At 67.1% G+C, this 26,071-nt stretch carries 28 protein-coding genes; 18 read left to right on the top strand and 10 right to left on the bottom strand.

Annotation, left to right across the window (positions count from 1 at the left end):
* Nucleotides 1-114 precede the first annotated feature (114 nt).
* Nucleotides 115-561 (bottom strand): copper chaperone PCu(A)C, encoded by a 447-nt coding sequence (locus tag AC5JLE_RS06480; RefSeq protein ID WP_041863160.1) that lies wholly within the window; start codon nucleotides 559-561, stop codon nucleotides 115-117.
* Nucleotides 562-595: 34 nt separating this feature from the next.
* Here AC5JLE_RS06480 and AC5JLE_RS06475 point away from each other — a divergent pair, with 34 nt between their 5' ends.
* The 4 genes from AC5JLE_RS06475 to AC5JLE_RS06460 all read left to right on the top strand — a co-directional run bounded on the left by AC5JLE_RS06475 (nucleotide 596) and on the right by AC5JLE_RS06460 (nucleotide 4,289).
* On the top strand, nucleotides 596-1,372 hold the full coding sequence (locus AC5JLE_RS06475) for an enoyl-CoA hydratase/isomerase family protein (RefSeq protein ID WP_014646368.1): 777 nt from the start codon (nucleotides 596-598) through the stop codon (nucleotides 1,370-1,372).
* 87 nt (nucleotides 1,373-1,459) lie between these two features.
* Entirely contained in the window at nucleotides 1,460-2,380 is a 921-nt protein-coding gene (gene tesB, locus AC5JLE_RS06470; RefSeq protein WP_005408551.1) for an acyl-CoA thioesterase II, read from the top strand.
* Between the two features lie 4 nt (nucleotides 2,381-2,384).
* Complete coding sequence (locus AC5JLE_RS06465; protein ID WP_053494920.1) at nucleotides 2,385-2,894, top strand: pathogenicity-like protein; 510 nt, start codon at nucleotides 2,385-2,387, stop codon at nucleotides 2,892-2,894.
* Nucleotides 2,895-3,071: 177 nt separating this feature from the next.
* Nucleotides 3,072-4,289 carry a sigma-70 family RNA polymerase sigma factor gene (locus AC5JLE_RS06460; protein ID WP_262216616.1) on the top strand — a complete coding sequence of 406 codons (1,218 nt, stop codon included), beginning with the start codon at nucleotides 3,072-3,074 and terminating at the stop codon, nucleotides 4,287-4,289.
* A gap of 52 nt (nucleotides 4,290-4,341) precedes the next feature.
* Here the strand turns inward: AC5JLE_RS06460 and AC5JLE_RS06455 are convergent, their stop codons facing one another.
* Nucleotides 4,342-4,902: an EF-hand domain-containing protein gene (locus AC5JLE_RS06455; RefSeq protein ID WP_014646365.1), complete on the bottom strand. Its 561-nt coding sequence runs from the start codon at nucleotides 4,900-4,902 to the stop codon at nucleotides 4,342-4,344.
* A gap of 156 nt (nucleotides 4,903-5,058) precedes the next feature.
* On the opposite strand from AC5JLE_RS06455, the gene AC5JLE_RS06450 reads away from it, so the two are divergent.
* Nucleotides 5,059-5,814, top strand: a complete 756-nt coding sequence (locus AC5JLE_RS06450; RefSeq protein ID WP_032961379.1) for an arginyltransferase — start codon at nucleotides 5,059-5,061, stop codon at nucleotides 5,812-5,814.
* A gap of 38 nt (nucleotides 5,815-5,852) precedes the next feature.
* A complete protein-coding gene (locus AC5JLE_RS06445; RefSeq protein ID WP_032961376.1) occupies nucleotides 5,853-7,067 on the top strand; it encodes an endonuclease/exonuclease/phosphatase family protein in 1,215 nt (404 codons plus the stop codon).
* Between the two features lie 83 nt (nucleotides 7,068-7,150).
* On the opposite strand, the gene purT is transcribed toward AC5JLE_RS06445, so the two are convergent.
* Nucleotides 7,151-8,338: a formate-dependent phosphoribosylglycinamide formyltransferase gene (gene purT, locus AC5JLE_RS06440; RefSeq protein WP_164165390.1), complete on the bottom strand. Its 1,188-nt coding sequence runs from the start codon at nucleotides 8,336-8,338 to the stop codon at nucleotides 7,151-7,153.
* A gap of 137 nt (nucleotides 8,339-8,475) precedes the next feature.
* Here purT and AC5JLE_RS06435 point away from each other — a divergent pair, with 137 nt between their 5' ends.
* The 5 genes from AC5JLE_RS06435 to AC5JLE_RS06415 are packed head-to-tail and all read left to right on the top strand — an operon-like array spanning nucleotide 8,476 to nucleotide 11,174.
* A complete protein-coding gene (locus AC5JLE_RS06435) occupies nucleotides 8,476-9,357 on the top strand; it encodes an SPFH domain-containing protein (protein ID WP_014646361.1) in 882 nt (293 codons plus the stop codon).
* A gap of 45 nt (nucleotides 9,358-9,402) precedes the next feature.
* Nucleotides 9,403-9,582 carry a type II toxin-antitoxin system antitoxin gene (locus AC5JLE_RS06430; protein WP_014646360.1) on the top strand — a complete coding sequence of 60 codons (180 nt, stop codon included), beginning with the start codon at nucleotides 9,403-9,405 and terminating at the stop codon, nucleotides 9,580-9,582.
* A complete protein-coding gene (locus AC5JLE_RS06425) occupies nucleotides 9,579-9,758 on the top strand; it encodes a DUF4177 domain-containing protein (protein ID WP_014646359.1) in 180 nt (59 codons plus the stop codon). Before AC5JLE_RS06430 ends, AC5JLE_RS06425 begins: the two co-directional genes overlap by 4 nt.
* Before the next feature lie 3 nt (nucleotides 9,759-9,761).
* Nucleotides 9,762-10,355: a PH domain-containing protein gene (locus AC5JLE_RS06420; RefSeq protein WP_053496169.1), complete on the top strand. Its 594-nt coding sequence runs from the start codon at nucleotides 9,762-9,764 to the stop codon at nucleotides 10,353-10,355.
* Nucleotides 10,356-10,364: 9 nt separating this feature from the next.
* Nucleotides 10,365-11,174 carry a M15 family metallopeptidase gene (locus AC5JLE_RS06415; protein WP_164109934.1) on the top strand — a complete coding sequence of 270 codons (810 nt, stop codon included), beginning with the start codon at nucleotides 10,365-10,367 and terminating at the stop codon, nucleotides 11,172-11,174.
* A gap of 154 nt (nucleotides 11,175-11,328) precedes the next feature.
* Here AC5JLE_RS06415 and AC5JLE_RS06410 read toward each other — a convergent pair whose 3' ends face one another.
* The 4 genes from AC5JLE_RS06410 to AC5JLE_RS06395 all read right to left on the bottom strand — a co-directional run bounded on the left by AC5JLE_RS06410 (nucleotide 11,329) and on the right by AC5JLE_RS06395 (nucleotide 14,950).
* Nucleotides 11,329-11,700: a DUF423 domain-containing protein gene (locus AC5JLE_RS06410; RefSeq protein ID WP_014646356.1), complete on the bottom strand. Its 372-nt coding sequence runs from the start codon at nucleotides 11,698-11,700 to the stop codon at nucleotides 11,329-11,331.
* Between the two features lie 104 nt (nucleotides 11,701-11,804).
* Nucleotides 11,805-12,878, bottom strand: a complete 1,074-nt coding sequence (locus tag AC5JLE_RS06405) for a polyketide cyclase (protein WP_014646355.1) — start codon at nucleotides 12,876-12,878, stop codon at nucleotides 11,805-11,807.
* A 234-nt stretch (nucleotides 12,879-13,112) separates the two neighbouring features.
* On the bottom strand, nucleotides 13,113-13,754 hold the full coding sequence (locus AC5JLE_RS06400; protein ID WP_006424175.1) for a response regulator: 642 nt from the start codon (nucleotides 13,752-13,754) through the stop codon (nucleotides 13,113-13,115).
* Entirely contained in the window at nucleotides 13,754-14,950 is a 1,197-nt protein-coding gene (locus AC5JLE_RS06395; RefSeq protein ID WP_032961359.1) for a sensor histidine kinase, read from the bottom strand. Before AC5JLE_RS06395 ends, AC5JLE_RS06400 begins: the two co-directional genes overlap by 1 nt.
* A gap of 150 nt (nucleotides 14,951-15,100) precedes the next feature.
* On the opposite strand from AC5JLE_RS06395, the gene AC5JLE_RS06390 reads away from it, so the two are divergent.
* From AC5JLE_RS06390 to AC5JLE_RS06370, 5 genes are read left to right on the top strand one after another with little or no spacing between them, the layout of a single operon-like run.
* The gene (locus AC5JLE_RS06390) at nucleotides 15,101-15,697 is read left to right on the top strand and encodes a GNAT family N-acetyltransferase (protein WP_014036357.1); all 597 of its coding nucleotides are present in this window, start codon (nucleotides 15,101-15,103) and stop codon (nucleotides 15,695-15,697) included.
* Nucleotides 15,643-16,488 (top strand): septum site-determining protein MinC, encoded by an 846-nt coding sequence (gene minC, locus AC5JLE_RS06385; protein ID WP_046429497.1) that lies wholly within the window; start codon nucleotides 15,643-15,645, stop codon nucleotides 16,486-16,488. The genes AC5JLE_RS06390 and minC overlap by 55 nt, the downstream gene beginning before the upstream one ends.
* Before the next feature lie 37 nt (nucleotides 16,489-16,525).
* Nucleotides 16,526-17,335, top strand: a complete 810-nt coding sequence (gene minD, locus AC5JLE_RS06380) for a septum site-determining protein MinD (protein WP_005415682.1) — start codon at nucleotides 16,526-16,528, stop codon at nucleotides 17,333-17,335.
* A 2-nt stretch (nucleotides 17,336-17,337) separates the two neighbouring features.
* Complete coding sequence (gene minE, locus AC5JLE_RS06375; protein ID WP_005408532.1) at nucleotides 17,338-17,598, top strand: cell division topological specificity factor MinE; 261 nt, start codon at nucleotides 17,338-17,340, stop codon at nucleotides 17,596-17,598.
* A 46-nt stretch (nucleotides 17,599-17,644) separates the two neighbouring features.
* Nucleotides 17,645-18,124: a hypothetical protein gene (locus AC5JLE_RS06370; RefSeq protein ID WP_005412610.1), complete on the top strand. Its 480-nt coding sequence runs from the start codon at nucleotides 17,645-17,647 to the stop codon at nucleotides 18,122-18,124.
* A 209-nt stretch (nucleotides 18,125-18,333) separates the two neighbouring features.
* On the opposite strand, the gene AC5JLE_RS06365 is transcribed toward AC5JLE_RS06370, so the two are convergent.
* The 3 genes from AC5JLE_RS06365 to AC5JLE_RS06355 all read right to left on the bottom strand — a co-directional run bounded on the left by AC5JLE_RS06365 (nucleotide 18,334) and on the right by AC5JLE_RS06355 (nucleotide 24,003).
* The gene (locus tag AC5JLE_RS06365) at nucleotides 18,334-19,578 is read right to left on the bottom strand and encodes a DUF819 family protein (RefSeq protein ID WP_032961385.1); all 1,245 of its coding nucleotides are present in this window, start codon (nucleotides 19,576-19,578) and stop codon (nucleotides 18,334-18,336) included.
* A 140-nt stretch (nucleotides 19,579-19,718) separates the two neighbouring features.
* A complete protein-coding gene (locus tag AC5JLE_RS06360) occupies nucleotides 19,719-21,797 on the bottom strand; it encodes an alpha/beta hydrolase family protein (RefSeq protein WP_032961353.1) in 2,079 nt (692 codons plus the stop codon).
* 241 nt (nucleotides 21,798-22,038) lie between these two features.
* Nucleotides 22,039-24,003 (bottom strand): OPT family oligopeptide transporter, encoded by a 1,965-nt coding sequence (locus AC5JLE_RS06355; RefSeq protein WP_241884125.1) that lies wholly within the window; start codon nucleotides 24,001-24,003, stop codon nucleotides 22,039-22,041.
* Nucleotides 24,004-24,279: 276 nt separating this feature from the next.
* Here AC5JLE_RS06355 and AC5JLE_RS06350 point away from each other — a divergent pair, with 276 nt between their 5' ends.
* Entirely contained in the window at nucleotides 24,280-24,822 is a 543-nt protein-coding gene (locus tag AC5JLE_RS06350; RefSeq protein ID WP_234413132.1) for a hypothetical protein, read from the top strand.
* A 91-nt stretch (nucleotides 24,823-24,913) separates the two neighbouring features.
* Complete coding sequence (locus tag AC5JLE_RS06345) at nucleotides 24,914-26,062, top strand: acetyltransferase domain-containing protein (RefSeq protein WP_049406414.1); 1,149 nt, start codon at nucleotides 24,914-24,916, stop codon at nucleotides 26,060-26,062.
* The last annotated feature ends 9 nt before the right edge of the window (nucleotides 26,063-26,071 follow it).

Genomic DNA, 26,071 nt, shown 5'->3' with positions numbered 1-26,071 from the left:
CCGCATTGCCCCACCTTGGTTTTATATTACTCTGGGTGGTTTGGCCGTGGGTTAGGGCCGGCCGTTGGCCGGCTTTACTGGCGCTGCCGGCCCGCGGCCGGCACGACCATCCCGCTACGGCGCAGCCTTGCGTACGGCCAGCGTCGCACTTGCTTCGCCGCCGCCTTCCAGCTGCAGCCGTAGCGGCACCGCCTGCCCCTCCTTCAGCGCGCCCTTGCCCTGCATCAGCATCAGGTGCAGGCCACCGGGCTTGAGCTCGGCACGTGCACCCGGCGCCAGCGGCAGGCGCTCGATCGCGCGCATCCGGCTGACCCCATCCGTGATCGTGGTTTCGTGCAGCGACACATCATTGAAGCTGCTGCTGGTCGCGCCGGTGATCACCACCGCCTTGCCGCAGCCGTTGTGGATGACGCCGTAGCCAGCGGTCATCGGCATTGCCGGATTCGGTGGCAACCGCGCCCAGCCCTGATCCACCGTGACGCAGCCCGATTCCGCCGCCGAGGCCGATGCTGCGGCCGCACACAGAAGCCACAGTACGCCAACGAATGGTTTGGTTATCATCGCCCAGGTTCCTTCTTCGCAACGAGACCGCAGCATGACGACGCTCATCGAGGTGATCAACCATGGCCCCATCCGCGAACTGCGCCTGGCGCGGCCGCCGGTCAACGCACTGGACACCGACCTGTGCCGGCAGTTGATCCATGCCATCGAGCTGGCCATGGCCGAAGACGCGCACGGCATCGTGCTGTCGGGCAGCGAGCGCATCTTCACCGGCGGCATGGACGTGCCGCACCTGCTCTCGCATGGCGATGACAAGCACAAGCTGCTGGACACCTGGAACGCCTTCTTTGGCGCCGTACGCACGCTGGCCGAGAGCCGCATCCCGGTGGTCGCGGCGATCACCGGCCACGCCCCGGCGGGCGGCTGCGTGCTGGCCCTGTGCTGCGACTACCGGGTGATGGCCCGCAGCGCCGATCCGTCGCGGCCATATGCCATCGGCCTGAACGAGGTGCAGGTGGGCCTGATCGCGCCGGAGGGCATCCAGCGCCTGCTGCGCCGTGCGGTGGGCGTGCACCGCGCCGGCGTGCTGCTGACCACCGGTTCGCTGGTACCGGCCGAACAGGCGGTGCAGATCGGCCTGGTGGATGAGCTGGCAGAGGGGGACCTGGTGGTGGCACGCGCGATTGCCTGGCTGCAGGACCTGCTCAGGCAGCCGCGCCAGCCGATGCTGCTGACCCGCGCCATCGCCCGTGCGGACCTGCACGTGGCGCTGCAGCCGGACCTGATCCAGCTCGACCGCTTCGTCGAGGCCTGGTTCGCCCCGGACGCACAGAACGCCCTGCAGGCGCTGGTCGCGCGGCTGGGCAAATAGCGGTTGCCCCGCCCGGGGTCAGATCCCTTTCGCCGGGCGAAAGGGATCTGACCCCTGACCGGTATAATCAGGCCCTCTTTCACTGCTGTGGCCGCCCCCTTGAACGACACGCCCGAACCCGTCGTCTCCGAGCTGATCGACCTGCTCACGCTGGAGCGGCTGGAGGACAACCTGTTCCGCGGGCAGAGCCGCGACATCGGCACCAAGTACGTGTTCGGCGGGCAGGTGCTGGGCCAGGCGCTGGCCGCGGCACAGGCCACGGTCGACAACGGCCGCCACGTGCACTCGCTGCACGCCTATTTCCTGCGCGCCGGCAACATCGACCACCCGATCGTCTACGACGTGGACCGTACCCGCGACGGCGGCAGCTTCTCGGTGCGCCGGGTCACCGCGATCCAGCACGGCAAGGTGATCTTCTTCTGCGCGGCATCGTTCCAGCAGGCCGAGACCGGCGCCGAGCACCAGCACAAGATGCCCGAAGTGCCGCAGCCGGAAGACATCGAACCGAACCGGCCGCTGCCGGCCGAAGTGCTGGAGCGGCTGCCGATCAAGGTGCAACGCTGGCTGTCGCGCGGCGGCCCGTTCGAATTCCGCCACGTCTACCCGCGCGACGAACTGAACCCGCCCAAGCGCCCGCCCTACCACCAGGTGTGGCTGCGCCTGAGCGAGCCGGTCGGCGATGCTCCGGAACTGCACCAGGCCCTGCTGGCCTATGCCTCGGACTTCCACCTGCTGGGCACGGCGACGTTCCCGCACGGCATCAGCTACTACCACCCGCACGTGCAGATGGCCTCGCTCGACCACGCGATCTGGTTCCACCGCCCGTTCCGTGCCGACGACTGGCTGCTGTACTCGCTGGACAGCCCCAGCGCGCAGGATTCGCGCGGCCTGGCCCGCGGCCAGTTCTTCACCCGCAATGGTGTGCTGGTGGCCAGCACCGCGCAGGAGGGCCTGATCCGCGTGGTTCCCGACCAGGCTGCCGCGGCCGCCGTGCCGGCCAAGGAGTAAACCCATGCGCCAGATCTTCAGCAGCCAGCGCGTGGAAACCGTCGAAGGCGTGGCCGAGCTCCTGCGCGGGCATGGCATCGACGTCAAGGTGACCAACGGGCGCTCGTACAAGACCCGTCGCCGCGGCCAGTTCAGCTATACCGACCTCGGCAACGCCAACGCCTACCCGGCGGTATGGATCGTGCGCGCCGACGACCAGCCGCGTGCACGCGAGATCCTGCGTGAGGCGCGCCTGCTCGACACCACCCGCCGCGACCATCCGACCGCCGAGTTCGCCTTCCGCGACACGCCGGAACAGGGCAGCGGCGGCCGCAGCTGGGCCTGGCGCATCCGCATCGCCCTGCTGGTGGTGATCGCCGGCGTGGCGCTGGTGATCGGCCTGCGCCATCGCGGTGCCCCGGCCCCGGCAGCACCGGCCCCTGCCCCGCAGGCCCAGCCGCAGCAGGCGCAACCGGCCCCGCAGGCCGCACCGGAAGAGGAAGAAGTCCGGGTCCGTATCCAGCCATCGAAATAACCCACGGGTCGTACCCGCCGCTGGCCGGCAACTGCAAAAAGGGGACGGAGGGGATTAAGTCGTTTGTGGCACAAACGACTTAATCCCCTCCGTCCCTTTTTTGTCAGCACAGAAAGTCGGTCACATTGGGCGCGCGGCTCCGTCATGGGACACAATCCCAGCAGGAGAGCCGCCGCCATGACGACGTTCGCCGCATCGATCGACCAGACCCTGGAACGCGAACTGCCCGCCGCCGCCAGCGGTTGCCAGCATGCCTACGGCCGCATCGTGCTGGCCTGCCAGAACACGGTCACCGCCATCGCCCTGGCCATCACCCGCGACCGCCAGGCCAGCGAGGACATCGCCCAGGAGGCCTTCGTGAAGGGCTGGCAGCAGCTGCACCAGCTGCGCAGCGCGACCAGCTTCCTGCCCTGGCTGCGGCAGATCACCCGCAACCTGGCCCGCGACTGGCTGCGTGCGCAACGCGGCCGGCCGCTGACCGGCGAGGCCGCGGAGGTGGCGATGGGCATGGCCGCCGACCCGGCCCCAGGTGCGGCTGATCGCCTGCAGCGGGTGGAAGAGGAGATCGCCGCCGAGGACATCATCTCCGCCCTGCCCGCCGACAGCCGCGAAGTCCTGTTGCTGTACTACCGCGAAGGACAGCGCTCGCAACAGGTCGCCGACCTGCTCGGGCTCAGCGATCCGGCCGTGCGCAAGCGCCTGTCGCGTGCACGTGCCCTGGTGCGCGAAGGCCTGCTGCAGCGCTTCGGCGAATTCGCGCGCAGTAGTGCACCAAGCGCCGCATTCGCCACCGCCGTGGTGTCGATGGTGCTGGTGGCCGCACCCGGCACCGCCAGTGCCGCGATCCTGATCGGCACCGGCGTCGGCGTCGGTGGCAGCAAGCTCGGTCTCGGCGGCGCCAGCGTTGCCGGAGGCACCGCGATGGGATCGTTGACCGCCACCCTGGGCCAGCTGCATGTGCTGCCGGCCGAAAGCTGGGGGGCGGTGATCGGGGGCGTGGTGGGTGGCGCGATCGGCAGCTACCTCGGCGGGCGCTTCCTGATGTCGTACACCGAAACTGCGGCAGAGCGGGCCGATGTGCGCCGCTTCCTCTACCTCAACATCACCACCGGCATGTTCTGGTGCCTGGCGATCCTGCTGGCTGTGGTGCTGCAGGCACCGGTCTGGACGCAGCTGACGGTGCTGGCGGTCGGGTTGGGCGTGGTCAACTACCAGTGCCTGGTGACGCTGCAGCGGGTGATGGCGCCGATGATCGCGCGCGATTCGGCGCGGCGCGGGCGAACCGGCATCAACTGGAAGTTCGAATCGATGTACGGCCGCACCGCCATCATCGCCATGAACCTGATGGTCATTGCGCTTGTGGCGTACTCGCTGATGCGCAGCGGCCGCCTGTAACGGACAACGCCGGCAGTGCCGCCGGCGTTGTCGTCATTCACTGCATTGACCCTCAGCGCTGCGGCTTCGGTGCGCCGCCGTCGCGCGGACCGCCATGGCGCGGGCCACCATGCATCGGGCCCTTGGCCGCATCAAACTCGGCCTTGCTCAGCTGGCCGTCCTTGTTGGTGTCGGCGGCGGCGAACCAGGCATCACGATGCTGCTTCATGCGCAGCTCGCGGTCGGCCTTGTCCAGGTAGCCGTCCTTGTTCAGATCAAGCTGGTCGAAGCGCGCGGCCAGGCGCGGATCGGCCTTGGCTTCCTCGCGGCTGATGCGGCCATCCTTGTTGACGTCCAGCGCGGCCCAGCGCTCACCGCCGTGGCCACGACGGCCATGCTGCCAGCGCGGCAGCTCGTCGCGCGAGAGCTTGCCGTCCTTGTTCTTGTCCAGCTCGTCGAACTTCGCGGCCAGGCGCGGGTTGGCGGCCGCCTCGCTGCGGTCGATCACGCCGTCACCGTTGGTGTCCAGCTTGGCCGGGCGCGGTGCCGGCGTGGCCGGGGTGTCGGCCGCCAGCGCGATACCGGATGCGGAGGTGCCGAGCAGCAGGGCCAGCAGCAGGGGGGTACGGATCATGAGGTCACTCCTGGTGATGGGAACAGCGTCGGGGTGATCACTTCACCCTCGGGGGACAACAACGCCCGGGCGCGACGTCGGTTGACGCTACTGCCGATTCCATTCATCTGGCGGACAGTCGCCGCCACTGCGACAACCTGGGGCTATGCTGTGCCCATGGCGATACATGGCGACAGAGACGACGAACTGCGACTTTTCCAGACCGGCGAGCACCCCTGCGGGTACTGGTCGGACCGGGTGGCACGCGACCTGGTGCTGGACCCGAACGACCGCCGCCTCGGCGCACTCTATCCACTGGCACTGAGCTGGGGCTTCCGCCGCAGCGGCGACCTGGTCTACCGGCCGCATTGCGCGCACTGCCAGGCCTGCGTGGCGGTGCGCATCCCGGTGGCCCGCTTCGCCCCGGACCGCAGCCAGCGCCGCTGTGCCACCCGCAATGACGACCTGGAGGTGCGGATCACCGCCGCCACCGCCCGCGATGACCTGTTTGCGCTGTACCACCGCTACCTCACCCACCGCCATGCCAACGGCGGCATGGACGACCACGGCCCGCACGAGTTCGAGCAGTTCCTGATCGGCAGCTGGTCGCACACCCGCTTCATGGAGATGCGCCTGCCCGGCCACGACGGCCAGCCCAGCCAGCTGCTGGGGGTAGCGGTGACCGACGTCACCGAGCACGGCCTGTCGGCGGTCTACACCTTCTTCGACCCGGACCACGCCGCGCGCGGGCTGGGCACCTTCGCGATCCTGCAGCAGATCGAGTGGGCGCGCCGCGAGGGCCTGCCGCACGTGTATCTGGGCTACTGGATCCGCGGCCACCAGAAGATGGACTACAAGCGCCGCTTCCATCCGCTGGAAGCCTACGATGGCCGCCGCTGGCACGATTTCGACAAGGATCTGGACGGGCGTTGACAAACCGCTGACACCGGGCCGGGTGCACAATACGGCCCATGAACATGACCCGCCGCCATCCCCTGATCCTCGCCCTGGCCCTGCTCTGCGGCGCCACCGCCCCTGCCTTCGCCACGTCCCCTGCGATGACCGAAAAGCCGTCCGCTGCGCTGCGCCTGGCCACCTACAACACCTCGCTGTACTCCGATGACGCCGGTGGCCTGATCAAGGAGCTGGAAGGCGACAGCGAACACGCGCGCAAGATCGCCGCAGTGCTGCAGCAGGTGCGCCCGGACCTGGTGCTGCTGAACGAATTCGACTTCGACGACGCCCATCGCGCCGCCGACCTGTTCCAGAAGCGCTACCTGGAGGTCGCCCAGCCCGGTGGCGGCAAGCCGCTGCACTTCGCCTACCGCTATCTGGCCCCGGTCAACACCGGCGTGCCCAGCGGCCTGGACCTGGACAACAACGGCGTGGTCGGTGGCGAAGGCCGCAGCCGCGGCAACGATGCCTGGGGCTACGGCCTGCACCCGGGCCAGTACGGCATGCTGGTGCTGTCGCGCTACCCGATCGACGAAGCCAGGGTGCGCAGCTTCCAGCTGCTGAAGTGGAGCGCGATGCCCGGCGCGATCCGCCCGGTCGACCCACGTACCGGCCAGAGCTTCTACAACGACCATGTGTGGTCGCAGCTGCGCCTGTCGTCGAAGTCGCATTGGGACGTGCCGGTGAAGACCCCGGCCGGCGTGGTGCACGCGCTGGTGTCGCACCCGACCCCGCCGGTGTTCGACGGCCCGGAAAAGCGCAACGCGGCACGCAACCATGACGAACTGCGCCTGTGGCAGGAATACCTGTCCAAGGGTGACAAGCCGTGGCTGTGCGACGACAAGGGCCAGTGCGGCGGCCTGGCGCAGGACGCGCGCTTCGTGATCCTCGGCGACCTCAACAACGACCCGGTCGATGGCGATGGCCGCCATGAGGCGATCGTCGAACTGATCGAGAACGCCCGCGTGCTGCGCTACCCCACCCCGCGCAGCGTCGGTGGCGAGCAGACCAGCCTGGCCTATGCGGCCAAGGGCATCGAGCGCAAGGGCGCACCGTTCCATGCCACCGGCGATTTCGGCCCGAAGTCCGGCACGATGCGCCTGGACTACGTACTGCCCTCGACCGGTTTCGAGTACGTCGGCAGCGGCATCTTCTGGCCGGCCAATGAAAGCCCGGAAGCGAAGATCGCCGACGGCAGCGACCACCACCTGGTGTGGGTGGACGTGCGGTAGAGTCGACGGCCATGAAAAGGGGACGGAGGGGATTAAGTCGTTTGTGGCACAAACGACTTAATCCCCTCCGTCCCCTTTTTGCTTTACAGGCGCAGTTCGACGCCGATGGCGTCGGCGGCATCTCGCGCGATGGCGCGCGCCTCGTCGATGGTTTCCGCGCGCGCCAGGGTGACACCGACGCGGCGATGGCCATGCACGCTCGGCTTGCCGAACAGGCGTACGGCAGTATCCGGCACCTGCAATGCAGCGGCGACGTTGTTGAAGTACGGCACGCCCTCGCCGTGCGCCAACAGCGCGCACGACGCCGACGGGCCGCTCTGGCGGATCACCGGGATCGGCAGGCCGAGGATGGCGCGCGCATGCAGCGCGAACTCGCTCAGTTCCTGCGATACCAACGTCACCAGGCCGGTGTCGTGCGGGCGCGGCGACACTTCGCTGAACCACACCTCATCACCCTTCACGAACAGCTCGACACCGAACAGGCCCCAGCCGCCAAGGTCGTCGGTGATCGCACGTGAGATCTCCTCGGCACGTGCCAGTGCCGCGCTCGACATCGGCTGCGGCTGCCAGCTTTCGCGGTAGTCGCCATCCTTCTGCAGATGGCCGATCGGCGCACAGAACGAGGTGCCACCGGCATGGCGCACGGTCAGCAGGGTGATCTCGTAATCGAAATCGATGAAGCCTTCGACGATGCAGCGACCGGCACCGGCGCGGCCACCGGTCTGCGCGTAGTCCCAGGCCGGGGCGATGTCCGCCTCGCTGCGCAGGGTGCTCTGGCCCTTGCCCGAGGACGACATCACCGGCTTGACCACGCACGGCAGGCCGATGGCGGCGACGGCAGCACGGTACTCGGCCTCGGTATCGACGAAGCGGTACGGCGAGGTCGGCAGGCCCAGGGTTTCGGCGGCCAGGCGACGGATGCCTTCGCGATCCATGGTCAGGCGTGCGGCGCGCGCGGTCGGGATCACCCGCAGGCCCTGCTCCTGTTCCAGCTGGACCAGGGTCTCGGTGTGGATGGCCTCGATTTCCGGCACCACCAGGTGCGGCTGCTCCTGGGCGATCAGCGCCCGCAGCGCCATCGCATCGAGCATGTCGATCACGTGCGAGCGGTGCGCGACCTGCATGGCCGGGGCGTCGGCATAGCGATCGGCGGCGATCACCTCCACGCCCAGCCGCTGCAGCTCGATGGCCACCTCCTTGCCGAGTTCGCCCGAGCCCAGCAGCAGCACGCGGGTGGCGGAGGGGGACAACGGCGTTCCAAGCTTGGCCATGGCGGTTCCAGCAGCGATGTGAAGGCGGGAGGGCATTCTAGCTGGCCGGGCACCCTGACCATGGCATCCGACGAACGGTAGTGGACAGGTGATATCACTTTGATATCTTCAATTTGAACCCTCAAGGACGTACCGCCATGAAAGAGAAGTCGCTGTCTTCCCTCAACGGCCTCGGCACGCTGGTCGGCGCCCTGCTCGTCGGCCTCGCCGGCGCCGCCCTGTTCGTGGTGGGCGTGGCAGCCAAGGCCAGCACCGGCTCGCCCAGCCTGCTGCTGATGCTGCTGGGCGCCCTGCTGGTGGCGCTGGGCGTGTTCATCCTGGCCGGTCTGTACACCATCCAGCCCAACCAGGCGGCGGTCCTTAGCCTGTTCGGCAAGTACGTGGGCACGGTGAAGGACAACGGCCTGCGCTGGAACAACCCCTTCTTTGCCAAGCGCCGGGTCAGCCAGCGCGTGCGCAACTTCGAGAGCGGCAAGCTGAAGGTCAACGAGCTGGACGGCAGCCCGATCGAGATCGCCGCGGTGATCGTCTGGCAGGTGGTCGACGCCTCCGAGGCCGTCTACAACGTGGACGACTACGAGAGCTTCGTGCACATCCAGTCCGAATCGGCGCTGCGTGCGATGGCCACCAGCTATCCCTACGACCAGCACGAAGACGGCCAGCTGGCCCTGCGCAGCCATGCCAGCGAGATCTCCCAGCACCTGAAGAACGAGCTGGCCGAACGCCTGGCCGACGCCGGCGTGCAGGTGATCGACGCACGCATCAGCCATCTCGCCTACGCCGCCGAAATCGCCCAGGCGATGCTGCAGCGGCAGCAGGCCAACGCGGTGATCGCCGCACGCACGCGCATCGTGGCCGGTGCGGTGGGCATGGTTGAAATGGCCCTGGCCGAACTGCAGAAGAACGGCGTAGTGCAGCTGGATGAAGAACGCAAGGCGCACATGGTCAGCAACCTGCTGACCGTGCTGTGCTCGGACCGCGGTACCCAGCCGATCGTCAACGCCGGTTCGCTGTACTGAACCACCCTCGCAACGGGGTGCCCCACCACCCCGCCAGGAGCTTGCATGAGTGAGAAGAAAGCCTACCCGCTGCGCATCAATGCCGACGTCCTGGCCGCCGCGCAACGCTGGGCTGACGACGAGCTGCGCAGCCTCAACGCACAGATCGAATACGTGCTGCGCGACGCCCTGCGCAAGGCAGGACGCCTGCCGAAACCCACGCCATCTTCGGGGGACAAGGAATGAGCAAGCGCTGGAGCTACCAGACGATCGAGGTCAAGACGTCCATGATGGGCCAGCTCAAGGCCGAGGACATCCAGAGCGAACTGAGCCGCCAGGGCCAACTGGGCTGGGAGCTGGTCAACATCATCATCCCCGCACCGATGCGCCCGGCGATGCTGGTATTCAAGAAGGAGGCCTGAGCCATGGGTGCCAGCGATCCAAAGCAGTACGAGGTGGCCGAGAGTTCGCCGTTGCGCGTGCTGTGGATCGTGCTGCCCCTGCTCGCCGCCTTCGTGGCCTGCCTGTATGCGCAGTTGTACAAGGCACCGGCCACGGCGCCCTGGATCGAAGTAACGCTGTCGCCGCCCTGGTTCCGGATGGGCGGCAGTGCCGCCTGGAGTCTGCTGGTGATCGCCGCGCTCGGCATCGGGTTGGGCGCGGCGTTCTTCCGCCGCCGGGTGGAACTGGCCGACGACGTGCTGGACGTGCGCTCGACGATGTACCGCCGCCGCGTTCCGGTGGCACAGCTGCGGCTGGACCAGGCCGAGGTGGTCGACCTGCAGCGTGACCGCCGCTATGGCATTCGTTTCAAGACCAATGGCTATGCGATGCCGGGCTTCTATTCCGGCCACTTCCGCCTGCAGGGCGGCGGCAAGGGGTTCGCGCTGGTCACCGACCGCACGCGCGTTCTCGCCCTGCCGGTCAGCGATGGCAGCACGCTGCTGCTCAGCCTGGAGCGGCCGCAGGTGCTGCTGGACGCACTGCGCAAGGTGGCCGCACCGGTGCCTCGGCGGTAAGCTGCGGCGATGCAACGACGCGCCCCCCTACTGATCAATACCGAGGCCATCGAGCTGTGGCCCGCCCACCTGCTGCGCGCACGAAGCAACCTGGATGCCCGCCTGCTGTCGCAGGCACAGTGGGTGCTGCGGCGCAAGCGCGATGGCCGCTACCTGGCGGCGGTAACGACGCATGGCGTGCATTCGCTGGTGCCACGCCTGCCGCGCGAGCCCGGGGCCGAGGACGCACTGGCGCTGCTCGATGCAGCGGCGGCACGTCCGTTCGGCGCTGCGCTGCAGGAACAGTGGCTGCCGCTGGCCGGGCTGCAGCAGCGCCTGCAGCAGCTCGGCCTGGACCCGCAGCGCTACGCCGACGACAGCGGCCTGCCGCTGGAGCCCGAACCGTGCCTGCTGCATTTTGCCGGCCGCGACCGCTTCGCCCGGCCGCTATGGCTGCGCCGTGGCGCCGCGCAGGGCTGGCGACGGATGCGACTGCAGGCGGCACGGGATGGCATTGCGCTGGACGCGATCTCCGGCTTCCGCAGCCATGCCTACCAGCTGGGCATCTTTGAACGGAAACTGGCGCGCGGCCTGAGCGTGGCGGAGATCCTGAAGGTCAATGCAGCGCCGGGGTTCAGCGAACACCACAGCGGCCATGCGCTGGACATCGGCACGCCGGGCGACGCCCCGGCCGAGGAATCATTTGAAGCCACCGACGCGTTCGCCTGGCTGCAGGTGCATGCCGGCGGGCATGGCTTCCATCTGAGCTACCCACGCGACAACCCGCACGGCATCGTCTACGAACCCTGGCACTGGTGCTGGAGGCCGGCCAACGGCTGAGCCCCTCGTGGCGCCCGCACGCGGAATGGAACGAGAGAGCGAAGCCAAAAGCGGGCCGCTTCGCTCGAAGCCGAGCATGGCTCGGCTCTACAGCAGCTGCCGCGCAACGCCCCCATGTAGTGCCGAGCCATGCTCGGCTGTACCCGGATTGCCGTCACCGCCTCAACGCATTGATCGCCAGCACCACCCAGCCGGCCATCATGCTGGTGCCACCGATCGGCGCCATCCGCGTCGGCCACTGCCACAGCGCCCCGCCCACCAGGCTGCCTGAAAACAACAGCACACCCAGCAGCAGCACGTACAGCGCCAGGTGTGCGATCGCCCCGTGCGCGCGTGGCCCGAGTGCCACCAGTACCGCACCATGCGCGAACGCGTACAGCGCCGCCATGTTCAGGTGCTGCTGCGCCAGCGGATCGGCCACGCCATGCGAGGCGTAGGCGGACAGGCCGATCGAGGCAGCGGCCAGCAGCGCCCCCAGGCAGGCGAGCAGGGACGGCTTACGTGCACGACGTTCGAGATTGAACATGGGGGCTCCTTGCGCAGCGCCCCTTGCCGGGCGCCGGATCAAAAAAAACGCGCCGCAATGAGCGGCGCGTTTTCGTGTCCAACACTACATGGGTCAGCCGAGGCTTACTTGACGGCCCAGTAGATGTCGTAGGTCGCTTCCGGGGTGAACGACTTGTCGATGCCGTCCTTCCAGGTTTCGTACGGGCGGTCGATGACTTCGTTGCCCGAAGTCACGGCCCAGGCACGCAGGCCGTTGCGGGCCACGTCCAGACCCGCCATGTGGCCGGTGTAGGCCGCATGCGCCGAACGGTGCGGAGCAACGTGCACGTACTTGACCGGAGCGCCGCCGTCGATCTTCACGGTCAGCTCGTCGGCAGCAGCACCTTCAGCACCCTTCTTCTTCACCGGCTGGGCGATGTCGAAGGCGTACTTCTCCTGGCCGAAGTCGGTGGTGATGATGCGGAACGGGCCGGCGGCTTCAAGACCATTGGCCTCCATCACGCGCTTGATCCACTCCTGGTTGTCCTTGATGGACTTGGTGATGGTGTCCTGACCGCGGTCCACGTTGCCGGCGTTGACCACCAGCAGGTTCTCGGCCGGCACTTCAACGATGGCCAGGTCGGTCAGCGGGGCTTCCGGCGTGCGGTAGTCCACGTTCGGCACGGTTGCGAGCATGTTGGCGATGCGCGACAGGCCCAGCTTGATGTCGTCGCCGATCTGGCGGCTGACATACAGGCCGGCGTAACGGCCGAACAGGTCGAAGCCGTACTTCACCGAGTAGTCCTGGGTGATCTTGACGTTGCGACCGCCCTTGCCGGTCGGCTCCAGGTTGAAGGTGGTGACCTTGTCGTGACCCTTGGTGGCGTCTTCGATGGCGATCACAACACGCTTGTTCTCTTCGGCTTCGGTGATCTTCCAGGAACCGGTGCCCAGGTCCTTGGAGGTGAAGTCGAGGGTGGCACCGGTACCGGAGGCCGGGCCGGACAGCTTCAGTTCAACGGCGGGATCGCGCAGTACCAGCGGGTTCCAGTCCTTGAAGCGGCGCAGGCTGCTGACCGTGTCGTACACGATCGTCATCTTGCGGTTGGTCTCGATGCTTTCGGTGATGTGACGCTCGCCCGGCAGACATACGCCAATGATGACGAACAGGCCAGCCACGATCCCCAAGGCGATCAGGAACTCGATAATACGGGTCATTCAGAGAGTCTCCGGGGCCGATCCCACGGCCGGGTTGATTGAAGCGAAGCGCCAATCCTAGCAGGCTTCGCGGGCATTGTTTATCGGGATTGGCGCACCGGTTTCCCTGCCGGCTGCGTATTTGTATGGACAAAGAATTCGAAGGGTAACGCATACCGCTACCCGGCAAGTAGGGGGCAACCTTGGCAGGAACCCGCAACTACAACCCAAGTCTTTGTACTTGAACGATTTTCTTCAGACCAGCTGGAGTTCGAACGCCTTCAGTACGGCACGCGTACGGTCGCGCACGCCCAGCTTGGACAGGATGTTGGACACGTGGTTCTTGATGGTGCCTTCGGCCACGCCCAGCGAATTGGCGATCTCCTTGTTGGAGAAGCCGCTGGCCATCAGCCGCAGGATCTCGGTCTCGCGGTCGGTCAGCGGGTCCGGGCGGTCCAGGCTGACGAACTCGTTGCGCATGTGCTCCAGGCCGGACAGCAGGCGCTGGGTCACCGCCGGCTGCACCAGCGAACCGCCGTCGGCCACGGTACGGATGGCACCGACCAGCTGCGCCAGGGTGACATCCTTGAGCAGGTAGCCCTTGGCACCGGCCTTGAGCCCGGCCAGCACCAGCTGGTCATCGTCGAACGTGGTGAGGATGATGGTCGGCGGCAGCTGTTCCTGCCGCGACAGCACCTGCAGTGCCTCCAGACCGGACATCACCGGCATGCGCATGTCCATCAGCACCACGTCGGGGCGCACCTGCGGTATCAGCTCGACCGCCTGCCGGCCGTCGCCGGCCTCGGCCACCACCTCGATGCCGTCGTCGAGCGCCAGCAGGGAGCGGATTCCCTGCCGCACCAGGGTTTGGTCGTCGACCAGGCAGACGCGAATCATCAACGCACTCCTTCAGGAACCTTGGTAAGGGCCGCCACCAGCACCGTTGCCGGCACCGTCGCCCGCAGCCGGAAGCCTTCTCCGGGACGGGTTTCGATCTGCAGCTGGCCACCACATTGTTGCAGGCGCTCGCGCATGCCGCGCAAGCCATTGCCTACATTGACCATATCCGCGCCGACGCCGTCGTCACGGGCCTCCACCACCACCCGGTCGGGGGCTTCACGGTACACCTTGATCCACAGGTGGCGGGCGCCGGCGTGGCGCACCGCGTTGGTAATGATCTCCTGGGTACAGCGCAGCAGCACGTGGGCCCGCTGCGGGTCTTCCACGTTCAACGGATCCTCGATCTCCAGCTGGATATCCAGCGAGGGCACGTTCTCGGTCAGCGGGCGCAGCGCCGCGGCCAGATCGATCGCGCCGGTCTCGCGCAGCTGGCTGACCACCTCGCGCACATTGCCCAGCAGCAGCTTGGCCAGCGCGTGCGAGCGCTTCACGTGGTCCAGCGCCTGGCCCTCGGCCAGGTGGCCGGCGACCTCCAGGTTCAGGGTCAGCGCAGTCAGCTGGTGGCCCAGCAGGTCGTGCAGCTCGCGCGAAATGCGGGTGCGCTCGTTGACCCGCGCGCTCTCGGCCAGCAGGGCGCGGGTGGCACGCAGCTCCGAATTGAGCCGGCGCTGCTCGTCGCGGGCCTCGGTCTGCTGCCGTGCAACCAGGCTGGTCACGAAGATGAACATGGAGAAGCCGCCGTACAGCAGCGACTGCATCACCGCTTCGAACAGTGGGAAGCGCAGCAGCAGGTAATAGACCGGCGCCACCGCCAGCTGGCTGACCAGCAGCCACAGCACCCCCAGCCGTACCGACAGCATCCACGGAATGACCCCGGCGGCCACCATCATCAGGATGCTGCCCAGGCCCGAACCGCTGAGGAAACTGACCCCCAGCGCCGAGACCGTCAGCAACAGCAGCAGGCCGCGGTCCAGCCAGCTGGTGTGGCTGTCGCTGCGCAGGATACGGGTCAACCAGTAGTAGGCCGTGCCGAAGGACAGGTAGGCGACGAACAACAGGATCGCCCAGCCACCCATGTCACCGCGGCTGTGCAGGTTCTCGAACTGCGAGTACGCCAGGGGCAGGCCGACCATGACCCAGGTGAACAGGCCGGCCAGGCGGAGGACGCGGGTATGGCTGAGGACTCCCAACATGCCAGCACTCTACGGGCCGCGCCTGCGCACCGCACCCCACGGAAGTCATGCCTGCCCGGTCGCCTGTTCATGCCGCAGCCCACCCCGGGCATGCAATAATCGTGCGCAGGGTCCCTTGATGGACCAACCGCGTTACCCCACGGAGTCACAATGTCGATTGTCATCCGCGACGTGCGCGAGCACGAGCTCGATTCCGTCCTGGCTTTGAACAACAACGCTGGCCTGGCCATCCTTCCCCTGGATGCGGCCCGCCTGCGCCTGTTCTATGAAACCGCTGAGTATTTCCGCGTCGCCGAGCGCGACGGCAACCTGGCCGGCTTCCTGATCGGCTTCGGCAGCGACAGCCAGCACGACAGCAGCAATTTCGCCTGGTTCAAGCAGCAGCTGGACACCCCGTTCTTCTATATCGACCGCATCGTGGTCGCCAGCCGCCGTCGTGGCGGTGGCGTCGGGCGTGCGTTCTACGCCGACGCGCAGAGCTTCGCCGAGCTGCGCTACCCGCAGATGACCTGCGAAGTCTTCCTCGACCATGGCGCCGATGCCGCCCTGCTCTTCCACGGCAGCTTCGGCTTCCGCGAGCTGGGCCAGAACACCATGCCGCAGGTCGATGTGCGCGCCAGCATGCTGGCCAAGGAACTGTGCAGCTACCCGTGGGTCCAGGAGACCTACGGCGACAAGCTGCCGGATGTGGCATGGACACGCGCCCGGCAGCTGCCGGCGCAGGCACAGCGGCCGACGGGGACCTGAGCGTGGCGGTGAATTTCGATTACGAACAGGCCGGTGAACTGAAGATCGGCCAGGTGGGCATCGCCAACCTGCGCATCCGTACCCTTGATGTCGAACGTCTCGTGCAGGAAATGCGCGAGCGCGTGACCCGCGCCCCGAAGCTGTTCGGCCGCGCCGCGGTGATCCTCGACTTCGGCGGCCTGAGCCAGGTGCCGGACGTGGCCACCGCGCAGGCGCTGGTCGACGGCCTGCGCAGCGCCGGGGTGCTGCCGGTGGCGCTGGCCTACGGCACCAGCGCGGTCGACCTGCTCTCCCAGCAGCTCGGCCTGCCGCTGCTGGCCAAGTTCCGCGCGCAGTACGAGCGTGCCGAGGGCGAACCGGCCCCGCCGCCGCCCGCACCTGAACCGCGCCGGGCAGCCCGTGCCGAACCGAAGCCAGCCCCGGCGACGCCGGTGGCCAAGGTGGCCGACGCCGCTGCACCGCAGCCGGGCCGCATGCAGCTGGGCAACGTGCGTTCGGGCCAGCAGCTGTACGCGGAAAACTGCGACCTGACCGTGATGGCCACTGTCGGCGCCGGCGCCGAAGTCATCGCCGATGGCAGCATCCATATCTACGGCACCCTGCGTGGCCGCGCGCTGGCAGGGGCCCAGGGCAACACCGCGGCACGCATCTTCTGCCGTGATTTCCATGCGGAACTGGTGGCCATTGCCGGCCACTACAAGGTACTGGACGATGTTCCGGACAACCTGCGCGGCAAGGCCGTCCAGGTGTGGCTGGAACAGGACCAGATCAAGATCGCTGCGCTGGACTGACGCAGCACCAAACTCATGCAGAACCAGGAGAAGTCCTTTGGCTGAAATCATCGTAGTCACCTCCGGCAAGGGCGGCGTCGGCAAGACCACTTCCAGCGCGAGCCTGGCCTGCGGCCTGGCGCGGCGCGGCAAGAAGGTGGCGGTGATCGACTTCGACGTCGGCCTGCGCAACCTCGACCTGATCATGGGCTGCGAACGCCGCGTGGTGTACGACTTCGTCAACGTCGTGCACGGCGAAGCCACCCTCAAGCAGGCCCTGATCAAGGACAAGCGCTTCGACAACCTGTACGTGCTGGCGGCCTCGCAGACCCGCGACAAGGACGCACTGACCCAGGAAGGCGTGGGCAAGGTCCTGAAGGACCTGGCCGCCGACGGCTTCGACTACATCATCTGCGACTCCCCGGCCGGCATCGAGAAGGGCGCCTTCCTGGCGATGTACTTCGCCGACCGCGCGGTGGTGGTGGTGAACCCGGAAGTGTCGTCGGTGCGCGACTCCGACCGCATCATCGGCCTGCTCGATTCGAAGACCCACAAGGCCGAATCCGGCCAGGACGTGCCGGCCTTCCTGCTGCTGACGCGCTACACCCCGCTGCGCGTGGAAAGCGGCGAGATGCTGAGCATCGCCGACGTCGAGGAAGTCCTCGGCCTGAAGGCGATCGGCGTGATTCCGGAATCGGGCGACGTGCTCAACGCCTCCAACAAGGGCGAGCCGGTCATCCTGGATGTCGAATCCGCTGCCGGCCAGGCCTATGAAGACGCCGTCGCGCGCATCCTCGGCGAAGAACGCCCGATGCGCTTCACCAACGTCGAGAAGAAGGGCTTCTTCAGCAAGCTGTTCGGAGGGTAAGCATGGGCCTGTTTGATTTCCTCAAAGCGAAGAAGACCACCGCCGAAACCGCCAAGAACCGCCTGCAGATCATCATCGCGCAGGAACGCAGCCACCGTGGTGGCCCGGACTACCTGCCGCTGCTGCAGCGCGAGCTGCTGGAAGTGATCAAGAAGTACGTGAACATCGACGTCGATGCGGTGAAGGTCGACCTGGTGAAGGATGGCCAGCACGATGTGCTGGACATCTCCGTGGCGCTGCCGGAAGGCCCGGACAAACCCTGATCCCCTGCCCCGCCCGTGCCTGCATGGGCGGGGCTGCCTGACCCGCATGACCGATACGACAACCGCCGTGGACATCACCTGCGTGGGCGACATCGCCTTCGCCGATGCGCAGTGCCTGCTCGCCGCGCATGGCCTGCGGCTGCACCACGTGGCCGCCGGCGAGCCGATTCCCGGCAGCTACTGGGGCGAGCCCGAGGCGGGCATCATCGCCAGCAACGTCTACGTGCGCGATGACACGCCCGTGCACTCGATGCTGCATGAGGCCTGCCACCTGATCGTACTTCCGCCGGAGCGGCGGGCGCAGGTGCATACCGATGCCACCGACTCGGTGGCCGAGGAAGACGCGACCTGCTACCTGCAGATCGTGCTGGCCGGGCAGCTGCCCGGTGTTGGCAGTGCGCGGTTGATGGCCGACATGGATGCCTGGGGGTACACGTATCGGCTGGGGTCGACACAGGCGTGGTTCGAGCAGGACGCCGAAGACGCGAAGGCGTGGTTGATCGAACGCGGGTTGCCAGTGGCGTAAGGCGCTGGCGCGGTTGGCCACGGGCGCGTGGCGACGCGCCGGACCTTGCGGCGCCCCTCTTTCCACTCGGCGTGGTTCGAGCAGGACGCCGAAGACGCGAAGGCGTGGTTGATCGAACGCGGATTGCCGGTGGCGTGATTCACCTGGAACCGGGGTCAGATCCCTTTTGCGTCGCAAAAGGGAGCTGACCCCATCACCCCATCGCCGTATCAGCCCTGCCCGGCCAGTGCGCGCAGGGTGATGCCGACGATGTAGGCCAGGTAGGTGCCGGTGGCATAGCCCATCGTGCCCAGCAGCACGCCCACCGGCGCCAGGGCCGGATGGAACGCGGCCGCCACCACCGGCGCCGAGGCCGGGCCACCGATGTTCGACTGCGAACCGATGGCGAAATAGAAGAACGGCACCTTCAGCAGCTTGCCCAGGCACCACAGCAGCACGATGTGCACGGCGATCCAGATCAGGCCAAGCAGGAACAGCCACGGGCGATCCAGCAGCGCCAGCAGATCCATCTGCATGCCGATGCAGGCGATCAGGAAGTACAGCAGCAACGAACCCAGCCGCGATGCACCCGCCCCTTCCAGGTTGCGTGCGCGGGTGAAACTCAGGCTCAGGCCCAGCGTGGTCGACAGCACCACCACCCACACGAACGGCGCGTCCAGGCTGAACTGCGACGCCCAGCTGACGTTGGCCTTGAACCAGGCCGCCAGCGGCGCACCGATCGCATGCGACAGGCCGACGCCGCCGAAGGCCACCGCCACGATCAGCATCAGGTCGGTCAGGCTGGGAATGCGTTCGTGCTCGGCCTGGAAGCGCGCGATGCGTTCCTTCAGTTCATCGATGGCCGAGGTATCAGCGCCACTGCGTGCATCGATCTTCGCTGCACGTCCTGCCAGGAAGATCAGCGCGGCCATCCACACGTAACCGACACCGACATCGACCACCGCGAACTGGCCAAAGGTGGTCGCGTTGACGTCGAACACTTCGCGCATCGCCAGCATGTTGGCACCACCACCGATCCAGCTGCCGGCCAGTGCCGCCATGCCGGCCCAGGTATCGCCGGCCACGGTGTCGGGATGGATCGCGCGCATCACCAGGAACGCCACCACCGCACCGAGCATGATGCTGGCCGAGGCGCCCAGGTACATCAGTACCAGCTTCGGGCCGAGCCGCAGGATGCCCTTGATATCCACTGCCAGGGTCAGCAGGATCAGCGCCGCCGGCAACAGGATGTCGCGCGCGATCGGGTTGTAGAGCTTGGTGTTCTGGCCGTCGATCAGGCCGACGGTGTTGTAGATGCCGGGAATCAGGTAGCACAGCAGCAGCGCTGGCACGAACGTATAGAAGCGCTTCCACAGGCCCTGCTCGCGCGAGGCGGTCCAGAACACGGCGCCAAGAGTGGCGGCGATCAAACCGAAGACGACGATGTCGTTCTGGATCAGGGCAGTCGAAGGCATGCAGGCGCTCTGGTAGAGCCGGCCGCTGGCCGGCTGCTGGTGGCGGCAGATCAGGAAGGTGTGCCGACCAACGGTCGGCACCCACCGGTAAAGCAGATGGTGAAACAGAAGCGCCGCCCCGGAGGGCGGCGCCGCAACCATCAGTTGCCGATGTGCTGCTTCAGCCAGGCATTGACGGTGTCATGCCACAGGATGCTGTTGTTCGGCTTCAGCACCCAGTGGTTTTCATCCGGGAAGTACAGGAACTTCGATTCGATGCCCTGGCGCTGGGCAGCGGTGAACGCGGCCAGGCCCTGCTCGACCGGGATGCGGAAGTCCTGCTGGCCGTGGATGACCAGGATCGGCTTCTTCCAGTCCGCCACGTGGTTGACCGGGTTGAACTTCTCGTAGTTCGCCGCCTTCTGGTACGGCGTACCGCCCTGCTCCCACTCGGTGAACCACAGTTCTTCGGTGGCGTAGCCCATCATGCGCTGGTCGAACACGCCGTCATGGTTGACCAGGCACTTGAACGGGCCGTTCCAGTTGCCGGCAATCCAGTTGACCATGAAGCCGCCGTAGCTGGCGCCCAGCGCACAGGCCTTGTCACCATTGAGGAAGGAATACTTCTTCAGCGCCGCATCCCAGCCCTTCTGCAGGTCTTCCAGCGGGCGGTCGCCCCAGTGCTGGCTGATCGCATCGGTGAACGCCTGGCCGTAGCCGGTGGAGCCGTGGAAGTCGATCATCACCACCGCATAGCCCTGGCCCGCGTAGGTCTGCGGATTCCAGCGGTAGCTCCAGCCATTGCCGAAGCTGCCCTGCGGGCCGCCGTGGATCAGGAACGCGACCGGGTACGACTTGCCTTCCTGGTAGTTGTGCGGCTTGACCACGTAGCCATGCACGGTGTCGTTGTTCCAGCCCTTGAACTCGAACTGCTCGTAGTCGCCGAAGCTGACATCCTTGAGCACCTCACCAGCGGCCGGGGTCAGCGCGCGCAGCTCGCCGATGGCTTCGCCCGCGGCCGGCAGCAAGCCAACCAGCACCTGGTCGTTGCTCTTCAGGCTGTTGCGGGTGATCGCCACGCTGTTGCCGGCCACATCGACCGAGGTCACGCTGCCGTCGCCGATCAGCTTGGTGGCCTTGCCGCTGGCCACGTCGATCTGGAACAGCGGGTGTTCGCCGAGGTCATCGGCAGTGGTGTAGATGCTGGCGCCGTCGGCGGACAGGGTGATGCCGCCAGCCGAACGATCCCACTGCGGGGCGATCTCTCGGGTCTTGCCACTGGCCAGGTCCATCGCCATCAGGCCGAAGCGGTCAGCCTCGAAGCCCGGGCGCTTCATCGCGCGGTAGAACAGGGTCTTGCCGTCGGCACTGAACACCGGGCCGGCATCCCAGGCCGGGTTGGAGGCGGTCAGGTTGACCGGCGCCTGCTTGCCCGCCGCGTCGAAGCGGTACAGGTCGAAGTTGGTCGACCACGGCTCCTGCTTGCCGGCCACGCGGATGCTGGCGACCACGCTGGCGCCATCCGGCGACCACGCGAAATCATCATTGCCGCCGAACGGCTTGGACGGGGCATCACCGTCGATGGTGGCGCTCAGCGCGGAAGCGCCCTTGACCGGACCGGCCTTGGCTGCCGGCAGCGGCGCGACGAACAGGGTGTTGCGGCGGCCGTCGTTCCAGGTATCCCAGTGGCGCACGAACAGCGAATCGAAGACCTTTCCACTGGCCTTGGCGCCGGCGACGTCCTTGAGCTTCTTCTCGGTGCAGGCCAGGTCCGAGGCACAGGCCTGGAACACGCCGGCGCTGAACAGCACGCGGTCGTCCTGCGGCGACACGTGGTAGCTGTCCACGTCGACCGGGAAGTCGGTCAGCTGGCGCGGGGCGCCGCCGCTGACCGGCTGCGCGTACAGCTGCTGGCTGCCGTTCCTGGCGCTGAGGAAATACACGGTCTGGCCATCGGCCGACAGCGAAGCGGAATTGACGTTCCAGCCGGCCGGGGTGATCTGCTTCGGCGGTGCTGCGTCGCGGGTACGCAGGTTGCGCGCGTACAGCGCGGTGGAGGCCTTCAGGTTGGCATCCACGCTGCGCTTGGCGAACACCACGGTGCCGCCGTCAGCGGTCAGTACCGGCGCGGAGACGCGGTCCATGGCCACCATGTCGCGGACTTCCAGGCCACGGGCAGCGGCGACGCTGGGCAGGGCGGCCAGCAGGCTCAGTGGCAGCAGGGCATGACGCAGTTTCATCGGGGTCTCCGCAGGACGGCAAAAAACCGATGGTAGGCCCGTGCGGCCGGGGCTGCCAAGGCCATCGGTCATGGCTGCCGGTGGGGCGCGGCCCCGCCGCCAGAAAAAGCAAACCGCGCCGTGGCGCGGTTTGTGGGGACACCGGGGTCGGATCCGATTCCGACGGAATCGGCTCTGACCCCAGACGCTGTCAACCCGGGGTCAGAGCCCTTCCCTGCGGGAAGGGATCCGACCCCAACCCTTACGCCATGGCGCGCTTGCCGGTGCGGTAGATCAGCCAGCCGACCAGGAACAGCACGGCCAGGCCGATCCACTGTGCGCCCGGCAGGTGGAACGGCACGGCCAGCACGTCGGCGCGACTGCTCACCACGATCGGAATCGCGATGGCGATGCCCATCAGCGCTTCGCCGGTGATCAGGCCGGCGGCGAACAGCACGCCCGGCTTGTGCACGCGGTCGCGACCTTCTTCGTCATCGGCACGCACCTTGTGGAAGCGCTCGACCAGGTAGGCGATCAGGCCGCCGAGGAAGATCGGCACCATCAGTTCCAGCGGCAGGTAGATGCCGATGGCGGCGGCCAGCACCGGCACGCGGAAGCGGGCGTTGCGCGACTTCAGCCAGCTGTCGAACGCGATGATGGCGGCACCGACCACGGCACCGATGCCGATGAAGGTCCACGGCAGTTCACCACCGAACAGGCCCTTGGCCACCGAGGCCATCAGGTTGGCCTGCGGCGCGGCCAGCGCGTTCGGGTGCAGCTCCGACTTCACGCCGATGCCGTAGGCGGTGGCCAGCAGGTTCAGCACCGGGGCCATGATCAGCGCGCAGGAGAACGCACCGATGCCCAGCATCAGCTGCTGCTTCCACGGGGTGGCACCGACGATGTAACCGGCCTTGAGGTCCTGCAGGTTGTCACCGCCGACCGCTGCAGCACAGCACACCACCGCGCCGATCATGATCGCGGCCACCGCGCCCAGCGGCGCGCCGAAGGCGCCGACCGGCTGCAGGCCATCCTTGCCCAGCAGCACCACCAGCACGGCCGAAGCGAACAGGATGGTGGAGATGGTGATGCCCGAAACCGGGTTGTTGGACGAGCCGATCAGGCCAGCCAGGTAGGCTGAGACCGAGACGAACAGGAAGCCAGCGACGATCATGATGAGGGTCATCGGGATGGACACGTGCCACTGCCCGACGATGGCCTGGTACAGGGCCAGCAGCGGCAGCACGAACACCACCAGGGCGACGAGCATCCACTTCATCGGCAGGTCGCGCTCGGTGTGCGCCAGCACCGGGCCACCGCTCTTGCGGGCGGCGGCAAAGCCGCTCTTGACACCGTTGAGCAGCGACTTGCGCAGCGAGATCAGGGTCCAGATGCCACCGATCAGCATCGCACCGACGCCCAGGTAGCGCATCTTCGCGCCCCAGATGGCGAACGCGGCCTCGGTGGACGAGGCAGCGGCAACCGACGCGGCCAGCGCCGGGTCGGTGTTCATGAAGAACGCCTGGTAGATCGGGATGGCAATGTGCCAGGTCAGGATCGAGCCGGACACCACCACGATGCCGACGTTGAGGCCGACGATGTAGCCCACGCCCAGCAGTGCCGGCGACAGGTTGGTGCCGATGAAGGCGGTGACCTTGGAACTGCCGACGTAGGCCGAGGTGGCCCAGGCATCGGGAATCAGGCGCATGCCGCTTTCCGCGGCCAGCTTGACGAAGGCACCGATCACCGCCGACAGGCCGAGGATCTTCAGGCCCGGGCCCGGGTTCTCACCGGCCTTGAGCACTTCGGCCGCAGCCTTGCCTTCCGGGAACGGCAGCGGGTCTTCGACAATCATCGAACGGCGCAGCGGCACCGAGAACAGCACGCCCAACAGGCCACCGAGGCCGGCGATGCCCAGCACCCACCAGTACTTGAAGTCCGGCCAGTAGCCCATGATCACCAGCGCGGGGATGGTGAAGATCACACCGGCGGCGATCGACGAACCGGCCGAGGCGCCGGTCTGCACGATGTTGTTCTCGAGGATGGAGCCACCGCCCAGCAGGCGCAGCACGCCCATGGAAATCACCGCGGCGGGAATGGCGGTGGCGATGGTCAGGCCTGCGAACAGACCGAGGTAGGCGTTTGCGGCCGACAGCACCACCGCCAGCACGATGGCCAGGGCCACTGCGCGGAAGGTGAGCTGCTTGGGCGCAGTGTCGTGGTTCATGGAAGCCCCTGCTGGCAAAAAATCCCTGCCACGCTAGCGTTCAGGGGGCGGCAAGTCCAGTGCGGTTCGGGAGGGTTGCGGCCAGGTCGGCAGTGAGATAGTCGCTTCTGGCCAAACTCGGCCAACGCATCAAGCGCATGGGGCACATCCCGGACGGCTGCCGGGCCTCGCGGTCTCTTGTCCTGCAGGGGCCAGGCCAACCAGTCCTGCAGCATTCCAGCCATCATCGTTTGAAGTGCCTCAACGCCCCGTGCATCGTGTTCATGATCTGAACCGATGACGCTGAGCCGCCCGATGAACAACCCACTGCGGATCCGCCCGATCAAATCACCGGTCGTGGCTCTCGTGACCCTGATCTGCCTGATGCCGCTTTGCGACTACGCATCTGCCTGGAGCCGCATTGGCGAAGTCGAGATCACCGACCACGCCGGCAAACCCTGTTTCGGACTACCCAAGAAAGAGCGCAAGCGTATCGGTAAAACTCCGGAGGTGTTTGGTGTGGAGGTGCATGACGCAATTGCTCCACCGCTGCGGCGGCAATGGTCTTTCTACTTTGCCCATCCCGCATCAATCCCACTTCCACCCGGAGCCTGCGTGGTCTACGGAGAAGTGCCAGTCAACGCCATTTCAAGGCAAGCGGCCATGCCACTGCAGCCCGGACGCCTGTACGACGTTTCGCTGTCGGCCACCAGGACCGGCGCCACGCAATACCACAGCGCCCGATTCTGCTTGAAGGCCAACCCCGACGGGAGCCTGCGAGCGATCCAGGTCCACTACGACGAGGCACTGGGCTGGAGCCCCTCGGTTTGCCTGCCCTGAGCCGACGCGCGCGCTCGTCGGAGCAGCCCAGCACGCGCTGGAAGTACGCAATTGTTATGTTATATCCTGTCACGCCGACCGAACCTCGTACGTGGCCCCTTCCCCCACTAACCGCCTGGCCTCCATCGACCAGCTGCGCGGCACCGTGATGCTGTTGATGCTGCTGGACCACGTGCGTGAGACCTTCTTCCTGCAGCACCAGGTGAGCGACCCGATGGACGCAGCGACGGTCTCCCCTGCGCTGTTCGCCTGCCGTCTGCTGGCCCACCTGTGCGCCCCCGTGTTCGTGCTGCTGACCGGGCTGTCGGCCTGGCTGTACGGCCAGCGCCAGGCGGATCCGCGCGGGGCCACAGCTGCGTTCCTGCTCAAGCGCGGGCTGGTCCTGGTGGTGCTGGAACTGACCCTGGTGAATTTCGCCTGGACCTTCCAGCTGCCGCCGGAAACGCTGTACCTGCAGGTGATCTGGGCCATCGGGCTGAGCATGATCGCACTGGCCGGGCTGCTATGGCTGCCCCGCCCCGTCCTGCTGGCGGTCGCGGTCGCGGTGGTGGCCGGGCACAACCTGTTCGACGGCTTACGGGTGCAAGGCAATGGCCTGCTGGCGCTATTGTGGAAAGTGCTGCACCAGCGCGACTGGATCGAGGCCGGCGCGCTGCGCCTGCGCACCTCCTATCCAGTACTGCCGTGGATCGGGGTGATTGCGCTGGGTTATCTGATGGGGCCCTGGTTCGGCCGCGCGCGCGCGCCGGAGCAGCGCCAGCGCTGGCTGCTGTGGGCAGGCGTCAGCGCGCTGGCCCTGTTCGCGCTGCTGCGGTTCGCCAACCAGTATGGGGATGCTCCCTGGTCGTACCAGACCACTACGCTGCGCACGTGGTTGAGCATCTTCAACGTCACCAAGTACCCGCCGTCATTGCAGTTCCTGTTGCTGACCCTGGGCGTGGGGCTGTTGCTGCTGCGCTTGTACGAATGGCCGCCCCTCGCGCGTGCGCTGCGCCCGCTGTCCGATATCGGCGCCGCGCCGATGTTCTTCTACCTGCTGCACCTGTACGTGCTGAAAGGGCTGTACCTGGCCGCGTTGGCGGCCTGGGGGCCGACCCATGGCGAACTGTATGCCCTGGATTCGGTCAGCGGCCTGCTGCTGGTGGCCTGTGCGCTGGCGGTGGTGCTGTACCCGCCGACGCGGGCCTTCGCGCGGTTCAAAGCGCGAAGGCGCGATCTGCCTTGGTTGCGATACCTGTGAGCGGTGGCC

This window comes from Stenotrophomonas sp. (assembly GCF_059505245.1).
The sequence above is the reverse complement of the archived record's forward strand: the minus strand, read 5'-3'. Positions and strand labels throughout refer to the sequence as shown.